14 protein-coding genes are annotated in these 14,650 nt (G+C 62.3%); 5 read left to right on the top strand and 9 right to left on the bottom strand.

Going from position 1 to position 14,650, the window contains the following annotated elements; translation table 11 throughout:
- Window positions 1-33: 33 nt before the first annotated feature.
- The 6 genes from IG627_RS16805 to IG627_RS16780 all read right to left on the bottom strand — a co-directional run bounded on the left by IG627_RS16805 (window position 34) and on the right by IG627_RS16780 (window position 6,753).
- The gene (locus IG627_RS16805; RefSeq protein WP_193193760.1) at window positions 34-648 is read right to left on the bottom strand and encodes a GntR family transcriptional regulator; all 615 of its coding nucleotides are present in this window, start codon (window positions 646-648) and stop codon (window positions 34-36) included.
- On the bottom strand, window positions 645-1,820 hold the full coding sequence (locus tag IG627_RS16800; protein WP_319024592.1) for a benzoate/H(+) symporter BenE family transporter: 1,176 nt from the start codon (window positions 1,818-1,820) through the stop codon (window positions 645-647). The genes IG627_RS16805 and IG627_RS16800 overlap by 4 nt, the downstream gene beginning before the upstream one ends.
- A gap of 157 nt (window positions 1,821-1,977) precedes the next feature.
- The gene (gene hemL / locus IG627_RS16795) at window positions 1,978-3,261 is read right to left on the bottom strand and encodes a glutamate-1-semialdehyde 2,1-aminomutase (protein ID WP_193193758.1); all 1,284 of its coding nucleotides are present in this window, start codon (window positions 3,259-3,261) and stop codon (window positions 1,978-1,980) included.
- Between the two features lie 342 nt (window positions 3,262-3,603).
- Window positions 3,604-4,389 (bottom strand): bifunctional hydroxymethylpyrimidine kinase/phosphomethylpyrimidine kinase, encoded by a 786-nt coding sequence (gene thiD, locus IG627_RS16790; RefSeq protein ID WP_193193756.1) that lies wholly within the window; start codon window positions 4,387-4,389, stop codon window positions 3,604-3,606.
- 90 nt (window positions 4,390-4,479) lie between these two features.
- A complete protein-coding gene (gene hemJ / locus IG627_RS16785) occupies window positions 4,480-4,902 on the bottom strand; it encodes a protoporphyrinogen oxidase HemJ (RefSeq protein WP_193193754.1) in 423 nt (140 codons plus the stop codon).
- Window positions 4,903-4,932: 30 nt separating this feature from the next.
- Entirely contained in the window at window positions 4,933-6,753 is a 1,821-nt protein-coding gene (locus IG627_RS16780) for a chloride channel protein (protein ID WP_319024591.1), read from the bottom strand.
- An 89-nt stretch (window positions 6,754-6,842) separates the two neighbouring features.
- Between IG627_RS16780 and argC the strand changes: the two genes are divergently transcribed.
- The 4 genes from argC (at window position 6,843) to erpA (ending at window position 9,695) form a co-directional block, all read left to right on the top strand.
- Window positions 6,843-7,889 (top strand): N-acetyl-gamma-glutamyl-phosphate reductase, encoded by a 1,047-nt coding sequence (gene argC, locus IG627_RS16775; RefSeq protein WP_193193752.1) that lies wholly within the window; start codon window positions 6,843-6,845, stop codon window positions 7,887-7,889.
- 53 nt (window positions 7,890-7,942) lie between these two features.
- A complete protein-coding gene (locus IG627_RS16770; protein ID WP_193193750.1) occupies window positions 7,943-8,686 on the top strand; it encodes a DUF6776 family protein in 744 nt (247 codons plus the stop codon).
- A gap of 66 nt (window positions 8,687-8,752) precedes the next feature.
- On the top strand, window positions 8,753-9,166 hold the full coding sequence (locus IG627_RS16765; protein ID WP_193193748.1) for a bactofilin family protein: 414 nt from the start codon (window positions 8,753-8,755) through the stop codon (window positions 9,164-9,166).
- Window positions 9,167-9,341: 175 nt separating this feature from the next.
- The gene (gene erpA, locus IG627_RS16760) at window positions 9,342-9,695 is read left to right on the top strand and encodes an iron-sulfur cluster insertion protein ErpA (RefSeq protein ID WP_193193746.1); all 354 of its coding nucleotides are present in this window, start codon (window positions 9,342-9,344) and stop codon (window positions 9,693-9,695) included.
- Window positions 9,696-10,051: 356 nt separating this feature from the next.
- Here the strand turns inward: erpA and IG627_RS16755 are convergent, their stop codons facing one another.
- Together IG627_RS16755 and IG627_RS16750 are read right to left on the bottom strand one after the other, a co-directional pair.
- The gene (locus IG627_RS16755) at window positions 10,052-11,161 is read right to left on the bottom strand and encodes an anhydro-N-acetylmuramic acid kinase (RefSeq protein WP_193193743.1); all 1,110 of its coding nucleotides are present in this window, start codon (window positions 11,159-11,161) and stop codon (window positions 10,052-10,054) included.
- A gap of 23 nt (window positions 11,162-11,184) precedes the next feature.
- Complete coding sequence (locus tag IG627_RS16750; protein ID WP_193193741.1) at window positions 11,185-12,570, bottom strand: peptidoglycan DD-metalloendopeptidase family protein; 1,386 nt, start codon at window positions 12,568-12,570, stop codon at window positions 11,185-11,187.
- Between the two features lie 296 nt (window positions 12,571-12,866).
- Here IG627_RS16750 and tyrS point away from each other — a divergent pair, with 296 nt between their 5' ends.
- The gene (tyrS, locus tag IG627_RS16745; RefSeq protein ID WP_193193739.1) at window positions 12,867-14,171 is read left to right on the top strand and encodes a tyrosine--tRNA ligase; all 1,305 of its coding nucleotides are present in this window, start codon (window positions 12,867-12,869) and stop codon (window positions 14,169-14,171) included.
- A 274-nt stretch (window positions 14,172-14,445) separates the two neighbouring features.
- Here tyrS and IG627_RS20935 read toward each other — a convergent pair.
- Window positions 14,446-14,650: hypothetical protein (locus tag IG627_RS20935; protein ID WP_226865327.1), on the bottom strand; the 205-nt coding region annotated here is incomplete at its 5' end.

Below are 14,650 nucleotides of genomic sequence, written 5' to 3'. Positions count from 1 at the left end.
GCGCGGCGGCAATCATAACAAACCGATTGAGGCTCAGCTCAGGTGTTGCACCAGCGCGCGCCCGGCAGCGGCGATATGTTCCTGCAGAATTTTTTCCGCCTTGTCCGGGTTTCCGTGTCGCAGTGCGGCCAGGATTTCGTAGTGCTCGCGCTGGCTCGTCGCCTGGTAGTCGAGGCTGCGGGACTGGTAGCCGATATAGCGCTCACACTGCCGGTGCAGTTGCTCCACCGTTGCGAACAGCGTCGGCCGGCCGGCGGCCTGGTAAAGGCTGGCGTGAAACTGCCAGTTGAGTGCGCCGATTTCGGCCGCTGTCATCTGCGGGTCCCTCTCCATGCGGTCGAGGATATCCTCGGCGCGGCCGAGTATTTCTCTGTTCAGGTGTGGCACCGCCAGCTCGAGTAGCAGGGCTTCCAGGCGCATACGCATCAGGTAGAGATCCTCCACCTCCAGCGCGTCGAACAGCGGCACGGCCACGCCGCGCTTGCCGTGGTCGGTAAGCCAGCCCTCACTTTTCAGTTTCTGCACCGCGTCGCGCACCGGGATTCGGCTGACGTCGTAGAGTTCCGCCAGTTCGCTCTGCTTCAGCACGCGACCCGGCGCAAACCGGCCGCGCTGCAGATCCGTTTTCAGGCGCTGGTAGAGGCTCATCGATCTCCTCGCGTGAATATCCAGTAACTTGCCAGTCCGCCGACCAATCCCCAGAAGGCGGCGCCTATTCCAAGGAAGCTGGCGCCGGAAGCGGTAATCAGAAAGGTAATCAGCGCCGCTTCGCGGCTGTCGGCTTCCCGGGTTGCCCCCTCGAGGCTGGCGCCGATGGTGCCGATCAGGGCCAGGCCGGCGAGGCTGGCCACCAGCGCCGGCGGCAGGGCGCCGAACAGGGCCACGACACTGGCGCCGCAGAGGCCGACGAGCAGATAGAAAACACCCGCGGCGATACCGGCGGTATAGCGCCTGGCCGGATCCGGGTGCGCCTCGGGGCCGGTGCAGATGGCGGCGGTGATGGCGGCGAGGTTGAAGGCGAAGCCGCCAAAGGGCGTCAGCAGCAGCGACGCCAGCCCGGTGCCGCTGATCACGGGTGAGACGGGTACCCGCTCATAGCCACTGGCGCGCAAGGTGGCGACGCCGGGAATATTCTGTGACGTCATGGTGACGATAAACAGCGGCAGGCCGACACCGAGCAGGGTGGACAGCTCAAATTCCGGTGCCACCCAGACCGGCCGGCCCGGCGCCCAGTGCAGCTGATCAAAATGGATCAGGCCCAGCAACCAGCTGGCGATGAAGCCGCTGATCAATACCAGGATGATTGCATAGCGGGGCAGCCAGCGGCGGCCGAGAAGATAGGTCAGCAGCATGGCGCCGACCAGCGCGGGACTGCTCTGCAGTGAGGTGAATACGGACAGGCCGAACTGCACCAGGATGCCGGCGAGCATGGCACTGGCAATCGGTGTCGGGACCTTTCGCATCACCTTTTCAAAGGCGCCGGACAGGCCCAGCACCAGTGTCAGCAGGGCGCTGAACAGGAAGGCCCCGATCGCCTCGGCCATCGGAATGCCCACCAGGCTGGTGGCCAGCAGTGCCGCGCCGGGCGTGGACCAGGCGGTGATTACCGGGGCACGGTAATACCAGGAGAAGAGGATACAGGTGAGGCCCATACCCAGCCCGAGCGCGCCAATCCAGGAGATCATCATCGCCTCGCTGGCGCCCGCAGCCCGGGCCGCTTCAAAGATGATGGCCACGGAACTGCTGATGCCGACCAGCACGGCGACAAAGCCGGCGTTGATTGCGGACAGACTGGAATCGGCGAGAATGGAACGCGCCACAATGTATACCTTCTTAAAAATGTATACATTTTTATAGGGTGTTTTTCAGGCGAGTGCAATAGCGGCCAGTGGCCGGGCGGCAGTGCAGCTGGGTTTAGAGGCAGTGGTTATCGAGGGGCGCCGGCCCGCGCCGGCGCCAGGCGCGGGCCGCGAACCGTCAACCCAATTGGCCAAACACCTTGCGCGCGGCGGCAATGGTGTCTTCGATATCCTTGTCGCTGTGCGCCGCAGACATGAAGCCGGCCTCATAGGAGGCGGGTGCCAGGTAGACACCCTCAGCCAGCATGCCGTGGAAGAAGCGGTTGAAGCGCTCGTTGTCGCAGGCCATCACCTGCTGGTAGTTGCTCACCTGCGGTTCGTCGGTGAAGAAGAAGCCGAACATACTGCCGGCTCTGTTGGCGGTCAGCGGAATACCCGCTTCCCTGGCCGCGGCCAGCACGCCCTCGACGAGGCGATCGGTCTTGGCAGTTAGATCCTCGTAGAGTCCCGGCTCCTGTACCAGGCGCAGGGTCTCCAGGCCGGCGACCATGGCCACCGGGTTGCCGGACAATGTGCCCGCCTGGTAGATGGGCCCCAGCGGCGCGATCTTTTCCATGATCTCGCGCTTGCCGCCGAAGGCGCCGACGGGCATACCGCCGCCGATCACCTTGCCGAGGGTGGTGATATCCGCCTCTACACCGAAGTGGCCCTGGGCACCAGTCAGGCTGACGCGGAAGCCGGTCATGACCTCGTCCAGGATCAGCAGGGCACCGTGCTGGTCGCAGACCTGGCGCAGGGTTTCCAGGAAGCCGGGCAGCGGCGGTATGCAATTCATGTTGCCGGCCACCGGCTCGACGATGATGCAGGCGATCTGGTCGCCGATCTCGTCGAAGCACTGGCGCACGCCGTCGGCGTCGTTGTAATTGAGGGTGATGGTGTGGTCGGCCAGGGATGCCGGCACGCCGGGCGAGGAGGGCACGCCCATGGTCAGGGCGCCGGAGCCGGCCTTGACCAGCAGTGAGTCGGAGTGGCCGTGATAGCAGCCCTCGAATTTGACGATCTTGTCGCGCCCGGTATAGCCGCGCGCCAGGCGGATGGCGCTCATGGTGGCCTCGGTGCCGGAGTTGACGAAGCGCACCAGGTCCATGTTCGGCCACAGGCGGCACAGCTCTTCCGCCAGTTCCGTTTCCAATTCCGTCGGTGCGCCGAAGCTGAGCCCGGACTGCGCCTGCTCGACGACGGCCTCAATGACGTCCGGGTGCGCGTGGCCGAGCACCATCGGGCCCCAGGACTGCACATAGTCGATATAGCGCTTGTCGTCCGCGTCGTAGAGGTAGGCGCCCTCGGCGCGGCGGATAAACAGCGGCGTACCGCCCACGGCGCGGAAGGCGCGCACCGGTGAATTGACGCCGCCGGGAATATACTGCTGGGCTTCGGCAAAGAGTTGCTCGGATTTGCTCATTTCACTCGCTCGGGAATTTTGGAGGGGAATGGGTTGGAAATACAGCAGGCTATTATCGCGGCCATGGGCCGGTGGTACAACGTGCCTTTAGATGGTTGGGTGGCGGTCCTGCTGCCGGCGGCTGTTTGCGAGACACGCCGTGCATACATCCATGTAGGCTCTAATCGGCATCCCTGCCTCACAAAGGTCCCGCAAACAGCCGCCGGCATCAGGCCCTTAGCATTGACCTCAAGTGTGCTCGTCGAGCTAGCGGCGGTTTTACTGCGTATCTACGAAGCAAGGGCGTTCCCGACAGATGGGGCGCCCCGAAGGGCGCTAAAACCACCGGTGATGCACCTGGACTCAGCGCTTACACCAAAAAAGCCGATTCGGAATTGGCCGCCCCATGCCCAGCCGGCGGCTGTCGGCGATGGCTTTCCAGGTGAATTGCTGGCTGCGGCTGACCGCCTCGATGATCGTGAGGCCGTGGGCGATATGACAGGCGATGGCAGTGGCCAGGGTACCGCAGACACCATAGGCCGCCGGCGGCAGTCGCTCCCAGTGGAACTGGCGGATCAGGCCGCGCTCGTCGTAGAGGCGGTTTTCCAGTTGCTGTTCACAGGGCACGCCGGTCAGCAGCAGGTAGCGGCAACCGCTCTCAAGCAGCTCCTGCGCCATGGCGTCGAGTACATCGGCTTCCAGCGCCATGGCGCGCGCCTCGCGGCGGTTGGGACAGGTCATGGTGGCGTAGGGCAGCAGCAGCGAGGTCATGGCCTCCCACAGCGGCGGTGCCAGCAGGCTCTCCTTGTCGGCGAGGGTGGCGTCGGGATCGATGATGACCGGGATGCTGGGGTAATCGCGCAGCACGCTGTGCAGCGCGCGTACATTTTCCACCGAGCCCAGGTAGCCCACCTTGATGGCGGCCACCGGCATATCCTCCAGTACCGCGCGGGCCTGCTCCACCAGCAGGCTGTCGTCCACCGGCGCCACGCCCAGTAGTTCCCCCGTGTCGCCGACGCTGATCGCGGTGACCACAGAGGCGCAGTGGCAGCCGAGACTGGCGGCAGTTTCGGTATCCGCTGCGATACCGGCGCTGCCGCTGGGGTCGTGGTGGGTAATGGTGAGTATGACGGGTTGGCGCGTATCCATAAGTCGTTTGCCGGACGGTTGCTGTGCGCCTAATTCTAGTTGCTGGGCGCAGCGTTTTCGGAGTGTTACGGCGCCCTTTTTACCTTGGAATCAAAAGGGCTTTACCACGGCCAGAATCATTATCGCGATCAGCCCAATCACCGGCAGTTCGTTGAACACGCGGAAAAAGCGCCCGCTCTTGGTAACCGTACCCTGTGCGAACTTGCGCACATAGGCGCCGCAGATGTGGTGGTAGCCGATCAGCAGCACGACAAACAACAGTTTTGCGTGTAACCAGCCGGCAGTCTTGTAATAGCTCCAGTTAAAACTCAACAGCCAGATGCCCAGCGCGAGGGTGGCGATCATCGAGGGTATCGCGATACCGCGGTAGAGGCGTCGCTCCATAATGCAGAAACGGTCGCGGCTCACCGCGTCGGTGGCGTCCACGTGGTAGACGAAGAGGCGCGGAAGGTAAAAGAGCGCGGCAAACCAGCAGACCACGGCGACCAGATGAAAAGCTTTAACCCAAAGCATTAAATGCCCCCTCGGGAAAGTTGTTCGCAATTACTTGCGGTAAAAGTTATCGATATGTTGCGGCAGGATAATGCCGGAAACCCGGTTGTCCAGTGCGCCACCGTGCCCGCGGCTGATATAGAGGGCGCCGGCGCCGCTGGATTCCAGTTGCTGCTGTGCCTCCAGCAGGGTGGCGCGCCAGTTGAGTTCCGCCAGTTGCACCCGGTCACCGGGCAGCTTGAGCAGGTCGACGGGTACCGCTTCCTCTGCGTTCTTCTCGTCCTTGCCGGCGTTCCGCACCTCCTCGCGGGCTTCTTTCACCCGCTGCAGGAAGGTGGCCAGATCCGCGGCCCGCAGTAATTGCGGTGTCGGCTCTTTCGGCAGGTCGATCAGTATCCACTGCGGGTGCCGCTCTATCAGTCGCACGGCCTCCTCTTCCGCGATCTTCTGGGACACCACCACGAAGCGCCGCTCCATGACGCTTGCCACGCCGACGCGGCTCAGCATCTGCTGGCGCCAGCTGGGGGTGCCACTCTTATCCAGCGCGCGCAGTGATTCCTGAAAAATGCCCTCGGTGGAGAAGAAGTAGCGACTCACCAGGCAGGCGACCACGATCATCATCATGCCGGGAAACAGGACGTTGGGGTTGTAGGTCAGCTCGAGAATTCCCAGCAGCGCTGCCAGCGGCGCGTTCAACAGGGCGGCCATCATGGCCGCCATGCCCACCATGGCGTAGAAGCCGGGGCTGGCGGTGTACTCGCCCAGCCACAGGTTGGTGAGCCCACCGGCGATACCGCCGAGGCAGGCGCCGAGTACCAGACTCGGGCCAATGACGCCGCCGGGGATTCCGAGGCCGGTACCAACGGCAGTGGCTATCAGTTTTGCCGCCACTATCAGCATCAGGGCCGTCACCCCTATCTCGCCGAGCATGGCCATCTCCAGTGTGTCGTAGCCGGCACCGAGAATTTCCGGGACCCAGATAGCCAGGGTGCCGGTGGTGAGCCCGACAATAAGGAACCGCAGCAGCGGTGAGCGACGCTGCTGCGTTACCAGCCGGCGATGGATGTAAATAAACATCGCGGCCAGTGTGCCTATCACCAGGGCGCACAGAAACAGTACCGGCAATTCCGCCAGGGAGGTGAGCTGTATGGCGGGCACATTGAAAGCGGGCTGGCGACCGAAGGCGATCTGCGCCGTGGTGCTGCCGGCCACCGCCGCCAGCATGACCGGCAGGAAGCCGGCTACCGAATATTCCAGCATCACCACTTCCATTGCGAAGACCACCCCCGCCAGCGGTGTATTGAACGAGGCCGCAATGGCAGCGGCGACACCGCAGCCGAGCAGGCTGCGCACCGAGTTGTTGGGCAGGCGCAGCTTCCGCGCGACCCAGCTGCCACTGGCCGCGCCCAGGTGCACCGCCGGTCCCTCGCGCCCGACCGACTGGCCACTGACCAGGGCGGTGGCGCCGGCAAAGAACTGCAACACGGCATTCTGCATCGGCATTTGTCCCTGGTGGTTGTGCAGCCGGTCCAGGACGTGCACGACGCCCACGTTGCGCCGGCTCGGGGTCAGCAGAAGATACATGCTGCCGAGCAACAGGGCGCCGATGACCGGTACGCCGAAGCGCCAGTGTGGCGGCAGGGACTCGTAGCGCTCGGGTATGGACAGGAACAGGTGGGTCGGCCACTCGCTCAGCAGGCGGAAAGCCACGGTAACCACTCCGGCGCAGATACCTATGAGCAGCGCCATGCCCAGTAGCGGTCCCAGGGCATCCTGGGATGACAGTAGCAGGCGCAGTCTCTCCAGGCCGCGCTCCCGCTGCGGCCAGCCAGTCTGGATCTTTTTACCGGAATCCCCGGATCCCTGTGGCACTGCAAATCCTTATGCTGTTCGAGTGTGGTAGAGTGCTCCGCTGATTGAAATGCTGGTGGGGCCAGCGCATACAGGGAGAAACGGACAAGGTGATAAAGGTAGCAATTGTCGGCGGTACCGGCTACACGGGTGTGGAACTGTTGCGTTTGTTGACGGCGCACCCGCAGGTGGAATTGACTGCGATCACCTCCCGCGCCCTCGCCGGCACCCCGGTGGCTGAGCTTTTCCCGAGTCTGCGCGGGCACTGCGATCTGGCCTTCTGCGAGCCGGACCCCGAACAGCTGGGAGCCTGCGATCTGGTGTTCTTTGCCACACCCCACGGCGTGGCCCAGGCCCAGGTGCCGGCGCTGATCGAGCGCGGTGTGCGTGTGATCGACCTTTCGGCGGATTTCCGCTTGCAGGACATCCCCACCTGGGAGCAGTGGTACGGCCAGCAACACGCGGCTCCGGAACTGGCGCAGCAGGCGGTTTACGGCCTGCCGGAAGTCAATCGCGCGGATATCGCCGGCGCCCAGCTGCTGGCCTGCCCGGGCTGCTACCCGACCGCGATCCAGCTCGGCTGGATACCGCTGTTGGAGGCCGGCCTGGTGGATCCGGAGCAGCTGATCGCCAGTGCCGCCAGTGGCGCCAGCGGTGCCGGGCGCCAGGGCAAAACCGAGTTGCTGCTGGCGGAAAACAGTGACAACTTCCGTGCATACGCTGCCAGCGGCCACCGCCACCTGCCGGAAATCGAACAGGGGCTGCGCCGGGTGCAGCCGGACGGCAGCCGCGCCCCTCGCGTGACTTTCGTACCCCACCTGTTGCCTATGGTGCGGGGCATTCATGCGACCCTGTTCGCAAAACTGCAATCGAGCGAGTCGACCCAGGAACTGCAGCAACTGTTCGAGAGTCGCTATAGGGACGAAGCTTTCGTGGATGTTCTGCCGGTCGGCAGCCACCCGCAGACGCGCAGCGTGCGCGGCACCAATATGTGCCGCATTTCCGTGATGCAGCCCCAGGGGAGGGATACGGTGCTGGTGCTGTCGGTGATCGACAACCTGGCCAAGGGCGCATCGGCGCAGGCGGTGCAGAGTATGAATATCATGTTCGGGCTAAATGAGACGCTGGGACTGGAGAGCCCGGCGCTGCTGCCTTAGAATCGGTACGCTCACGGCGATCAACATAACCAGATAAAAAAACAACGGATTTCATGGCGCGCAAAGTAAAAGGCAGCAAGCAGTACCGCATGAAGGTGGTGCCTCATCGCCCGTTTTCCGGTGCCCTTTCCATTGTGGGAGGCGCCTTTTTGGTGCTGGCCACTACCGCCGCGGCCTATTTTGCCGGCCAGCATCATCTGCGCAGCAGTCTCGACGAGAAGACCCTGGCCCACGAAAAAGCCCTGCAGCAGCTGGATTCCCTGAAAAGTGAAAACGAGGCGCTGCGCCTGCGGGCGGCCACCGCGGAGCAGTCCCTGACCATCGGCGCGCAGGCCAGTGAGAAGGTGCGCGCGGAGCTGGTGGAGAAAGAGAACCGCATTGCCGAGCTCAAGCAGGAAATTTCTTTTTACCGCGGCCTGATGGCCCCGGCCGATGGCAGCGATGGCGTCTCCATCGGCCGCTTCAGTATTTCGCAGACCGCCGATGCGCGACGCTACCAGTACAAGTTGCTGGTGCAGCAGTCGGCCACGCGACACAACGTCGTGAAGGGACACGCGACTTTCACCGTTGTGGGCCGCCAGGATGGACAGCCAAAACGCTATCCGCTCAGCGCTCTGTCGCAGCAGGTGGATAGCGAGTCGATTCCGTTGCGCTTCAAGTACTTCCAGAATATCGAAGGCGAGCTACAGTTGCCCCAGGGCTTTGAGCCTGAAGGTGTCGAGCTGTCACTCAAATCCAGCGGACGCAAGGGTTTCAATCTAGAGCAGCGCTACGGCTGGCTGGTGCAGAAAAGCTAGCCACGGCGCTGAACCACGAGGTTTGACTGAATCATGTTTAGCAAAAAAGAAAAGGTTAATAACACTATGGCCAGCTCCGGAAGCAACCACACCACACTGATTGCGCGCCAGACCGAAGTGTCCGGCGACCTGCATTTCCGCGGCAACCTGGTGATCGAGGGCAAGGTAAAGGGCAATGTGAACGCGCACAGCGACAGCGATGCCCGCCTGCAGATCGTCGATGGCGGCATGGTCGAGGGCGAGATCCGCGTCCCCCACGTGGTCATCAACGGCAATGTGAAAGGCGATGTCTACGCCGCGCGCCACCTGGAACTGGCTTCCAAGGCGATGGTGGAAGGCAATGTGCACTACAAGCTGATCGAGATGGTCAAGGGCGCCCAAGTGAACGGCGCGCTGGTTTCCAATGTGGAAATCGATAGCGCCGGCGAGCCGCGCATGATCGAGTACTCCGAAGAAGAGACCGTCATCGAAGCCGACTAACCCCACTCGCGATGGGTGGGCCCCGGTATCTCCTGCGATGGCTAGAGATGCCGGGGCCCGCTGCTTTTCAATACTTGACTGATTTTCTGGGTTTTAGCAAGATGACGGCCTCGAGGCTGCGCTCAGTATAATTATTGTACGAGCCGCGAACGCCTCTATGAGCTGAGAGAGACTTATGTCAGAAGCTGTATCCTTTTCTCCCGAACCGGTTGTGGTAACCGACAAGGCAGTGACAAAGGTCAAAAGCCTGCTGGAAGATGAGGGCAATCCTGAGCTGAAACTGCGGGTTTTCGTGACCGGTGGCGGCTGTTCCGGTTTCCAGTACGGTTTCACCTTTGACGAGCTGGTAGCCGAAGATGACGCCATAGTCGAGAAAGACGGCATCCAGGTGCTGGTGGATGCGATGAGCTATCCGTATCTGGTGGGCGCCAGCGTCGACTACGAAGAGGGCCTGTCCGGCTCCCGTTTCGTGGTGCAGAACCCCAACGCCTCCGCCACCTGCGGTTGCGGCTCCTCCTTCTCCATCTGATTTCGGCGACCTGCACCTGTTGGGGCGGTCCGGCCGGGAGCGGCTCTTGGCCGCGATCGATCTTCCAGGTTCCCCGGAGGTGTGCCAGTAAGCTGGTATCGGGGCGGTCCTGCTACCGGTGGCCTTTTGCCAGACACGGGCTAGGTGCCCCCCTTTAAATGCATCCCTGGATCTAAAGCACCGTTGCGCTTGCGGGACCGGCCCTACGCTCTCCACGGCCAGTCCGGCCGCTCCAGGTATTCACGACGCCTTCGGCCCATGGCCGTGAGAGGTCTGGCAAAAGGTCCCCGGTATCAGGGCCTTCGTATCAAAGTTCGGTATTCTTTCCCGAGTCCCGAGTCCCGAGTCCCGACAGATCAGGCCGGGTAGATAGCCCCCAGCACCGTCTCCTGTTTGGCGCCGGTCACGCCCGGACAATTCCCCGGCAGCCCCAGTAGCGTCTGCCGCGCCAGCCAGGCAAAGCCCACCGCCTCCAGCCAGTCTGCATCTAAGCCGTAACTGCCGGTATCGGCGATGGACCAGGTGGGCAGGCGCCGGCGCAGGCGCGACAGCAGGTCCCTGTTCTTGGCGCCGCCGCCGCACACCAGCAGTTCACCGCCGTCGGCAAACAGGTGTACTCCTTCGGCGATACTGGCCGCGGTCACTTCCGCCAGGGTTGCCTGCACATCCGCCGGTGCCAGTTCCAGGCCTGAGCAGGCCTGTTCCAGCCAGCTTGCGTTGAAGGTCTCGCGACCGGTGCTTTTCGGCGGCTTGGCGGCGAAGTAGGGGTCGGCCATCAGCCGGTTCAGCAGCTCAGAATGTACGCGGCCACTTGCGGCCCAGGCGCCATCGCGATCGAATGGCTGCCCCTGGTGCAGTCCAATCCAGTAGTCCAGCAGCGCATTGCCTGGCCCAGTGTCGTAACCGTAGACACTGCCGTCCGCGGCCAGCTCGGTGATATTGGCCATGCCGCCGATATTGACCACCGCACGATTGCGGTCGGTGGCGAAGGCAGCGCGATGGAATGCGGGCATCAGCGGTGCGCCCTGGCCGCCCAGAGCCATGTCCCGGCGGCGGAAGTCTGCCACCGTAGTGATACCGGTGAGTGCGGTTATGGTGTTGGGGTCGCCCAGTTGCAGCGTGAACGGCGATGCCACAGTGCCCGGGGGCCTGTGGCGCACCGTCTGCCCGTGACTACCGATGGCGGTTACATCGCCCGGGTCGATTCCGGCACGCGCCAGCAGGGTGTTGGCAGCCTCGGCAAAGGCTTGCCCCAGCTGTCGATCCAGCTGGCCGGCGCGGTCGAGTTCCGAAGGGCCGGGCGCGCAGAGGGCCAGGATCGCATCGCGCAGCGGCGGGTGAATAGGGTGGCCGAGAGCGGTGTGGATTTTCGGCTTGAGGGCGTCTTCGTCGCCGAAATCGACCAGCACCGCGTCGATGGAGTCGACGCTGGTGCCGGACATCAGGCCGATATAGAGATCGGGCATCTAGTTAACGCTGTTGTTGTCGTTTAGTTAACGCTGTTGTTGTCGTTGTTTTCGCTGTTTTGCGCCAGGGCCGGTTGCTCGTAACTCTCCAGTTTTGCCAGCAATGGTTGTGTCTGGGCTCGGAAGCGGGCCATTTCGGATTCGGGGATCGACTTGGCCTTCGGCAGCTTGCGCACTATGGTGGCCGGATTGCGGTGGCGGCCATGGACCAGGAACTCGTAGTGCAGGTGTGGGCCTGTGGCATAGCCAGTGGCGCCGACGGTGCCGATCACCTGGCGCTGCTTGACGCGCTGGCCGCGCTTGACCTTGCGCTTGTGCAGGTGCAGGTAGCGGGTCACATAGCGTTCGCCGTGCTGGATAAAGACATAGTTGCCGTTGGCCTTGCTGTAGCCGGCCTTGATGACGCGGCCATCGCCAGCCGCGTACACCGGCGTGCCGCGGGGCGCCGCGTAGTCGGTGCCATTGTGGGGGCGGCGAGTCTTGAATATGGGGTGCAGGCGGCGCGGGTTGAAGTGCGAGCTGATGCGGCCGATATCCACCGGTGTGCGGATAAACGCCTTGCGCATGCTCCTGCCGTCCGGAGTGAAGTAGTTGGCGTCGCCGTTGCTGTCGATATAGCGCACGGCGCTGAATGTCTTGCCCTGGTTGGTAAAGCTCACCGCCTGGATGGGGCCGTTGCCAATCTTCTCTCCGTCGAGAAATTCTTCTTCGAACATTACGCTGAAGCTGTCGCCTTTGCGGATATCCAGGGCAAAGTCGATATCGGAGCTGAACACCTCGGCCATTTCCATAATCAGGTTATGGCTGAGGCCGGCATCGCTGCCGGCGACAAACAGGGAGCTGTCGATCTGAGCCTGGCGGTGGGCGGTGTAGCTGTCTGCCTGGCGCTGGTGCAGGGCGTACTGGAATTCATCGGTGTCGCCGCGGCTGAATTCGACGAGGTTGAGGCGGTCGCGGTGCAGTTCCAGGCTCTGCAAGGCCCCGTCGCCGTCGATGCGAAAGGTGAGCTCCTCCCCGGGCGTCAGCCTGGCCAGCTGTTTCGCCTCCTTGCCGCTGGCGAGCAGCTGGTACATCTCCGCCGCGCTGACACCGGCGCGCTGAAACAGGTCCGACAGGGTGTCGCCATTCTGTACTTTCAGCTTCTGTACGCTGAGGCGAGGTTCAGTGCTGGCAGCGGGTTCAGTGTTGACGGCCGCCTCCCGCTCACTGTGGGTACTGGGGGCCGCTTCTTCCAATGAGGATAGATTTACTGGCAGCGAGAGCCGCTTGGCTTCCACTTCCGGGGTGGAGACAAACATGGTCAGCGCCAGGGCGAAACTGGCGGCACCGGCAGCCAGTGCGTGAGTGCGCGGAAAGTACTGGCGCAGGGTGCCCAGCAGACGCGGTGTCGGTTTGCGTTGATTATGCATGGTCTTAATGAGTGGCGCTGATTGTCGTTGTTATCGGTGCTCCGGACATCTGGTGCCTAAAAAACGAGCACTGAGGCGGCTTTATAACAAAAATCCCGCCGTCGTTCACGGAGTAATTGACCTGTCTGTCCATGACTGAGTTCCTCTGCACCTATTCCCTAGCAGTGGTTTTTGCGTGCCGGGTGCCAGTATCTGCCGCAGCTTGTATTTACCGCAAAGTCCGGTAATGTTGCAGCCCATTTCGCCGCTGTCCGGCGGCGCTACTTAATTTACGAGACATTTTCAGAGGGGAAACCATGGCCGGGGTCGATGCGACACTGCTTAAAGACTTGGACCGCCGCGGGCTGATCAATCAGGCGACCGGTGACGGTGAGCTGACGCAGCATCTGGCGGAGAGCCGGGCCCTCTATTGCGGATTCGACCCCACCGCGGATTCCCTGCATATTGGCAGTTTAGTACCACTTCTCACTTTGAAGAGGTTTCAAGCGGCAGGACATCAGCCTATCGCGCTGGTTGGCGGCGCAACCGGCCTGATTGGCGATCCTTCCTTCAAGGCGCAGGAGCGCAGCCTCAATACGCCGGAGGTGGTGTCAAGCTGGGTGGAGAAGATCAAGGCGCAGGTGTCCCAGTTCATTGATTTCGACTGTGGTGATAACAGCGCCATGGTGGTCAATAACCTGGACTGGACCGGCGACCTGAATGTGCTCGATTTCCTGCGCGACGTGGGAAAACATTTCTCTGTCAACAATATGGTCAACAAGGAGTCGGTCAAGCAGCGCATCCAGCGAGAGGGTGAGGGTATCTCCTTTACCGAATTTTCCTACATGCTGCTGCAGTCGATGGATTTCTCAGAACTGTACAAACGCTACAACTGCACGCTGCAGATCGGCGGTTCGGACCAGTGGGGCAATATCACCGGTGGCGTAGACCTGACCCGGCGCCAGCACCGCGGCAAGGTTTTCGGCCTGACGCTGCCGCTGGTCACCAAGGCGGACGGCACCAAATTCGGCAAGACCGAGAGCGGTACCATATGGCTGGACGCGAATCGCACCTCGCCCTACGCCTTCTACCAGTTCTGGCTGAACACTGCCGACGCAGACGTGTACAAGTTCCTGCGTTACTTCACTTTCCTCAGTGTCGATGAAATCGACGAGATTGAAGCTGCGGATCGCGCGCGCGCCGGCAAGCCGGAGGCCCAGGGCGTACTGGCGCGGGAAGTGACCCGCCTGGTGCATGGAGAGGAGGGGCTGGAGGCGGCCGAGCGTATTTCCCGCGCGCTTTTCTCCGGCGAGATCACCGAGCTGTCCGCCGGAGATCTGGAGCAGCTGCGCCTGGACGGCCTTCCCAGCTCTACCCTGCCGGTGGAGTTTGGCGATCAGAGCCTGATCCAGCTGCTGGTGGATGCGGGTATGGCGCCGTCCGGCAAGCCGGTCAAGGATGCGCTGGGCCGCAATGCGGTACTGGTCAACGGCCAGGGGGTGGGGATGGAGAGCAATGCCGAGCCGGCGACAGTGTTCGCTGCGGTCAAGGCCTTGCACGGACGCTTCTTTATCGTGCGCCTGGGCAAGAAGAAGTACCACCTGTTTACGCATGCTGACTGACGGGATGCTGAGCGAATTTTCACCGGAAAAATCTTTTTTACAGTTTTGTCACAAAAGGGCTTGCGGGGCCTCCGTGGAGGCCGTATAGTTCGCGCCCTCGTCGTTGAGCAAGCGGCGGGGAGGCGGCTCCAAGTGATTGATTTTCTTAAGAAAATTTCTTCAAAAAGAGCTTGCCAAGGTCGAAGAGGTCGCTATAATGCGCGCCACTTCAAGCGAAGTCCCAAGGGGTTTCGGTAAGGGCCTCAGGCGGTCCTTCGGGGTTGAAAGAATAGCTTCAGGCAACGCTTTCAACGCTGAGAAAAAGCTCCAAAAAAGAGCTTGCCAGGAGGAGGCTGAACGCTATAATGCGCGCCCCTTCGAGAGTCGCCGGAGACGGTGGCCGGGGGTCCGGAAAGGCTTTTGAAGCCGCTTCGGAAGCCTCGAAAAAGTCTGCAAAAAGCGCTTGCTTAAGCAGATCGGATGTGTAGAATACGCGTCCC

The organism is Microbulbifer taiwanensis (assembly GCF_014904815.1).
Classification (GTDB): domain Bacteria; phylum Pseudomonadota; class Gammaproteobacteria; order Pseudomonadales; family Cellvibrionaceae; genus Microbulbifer; species Microbulbifer taiwanensis.
This window is presented reverse-complemented; position numbering and strand designations above follow the sequence as displayed.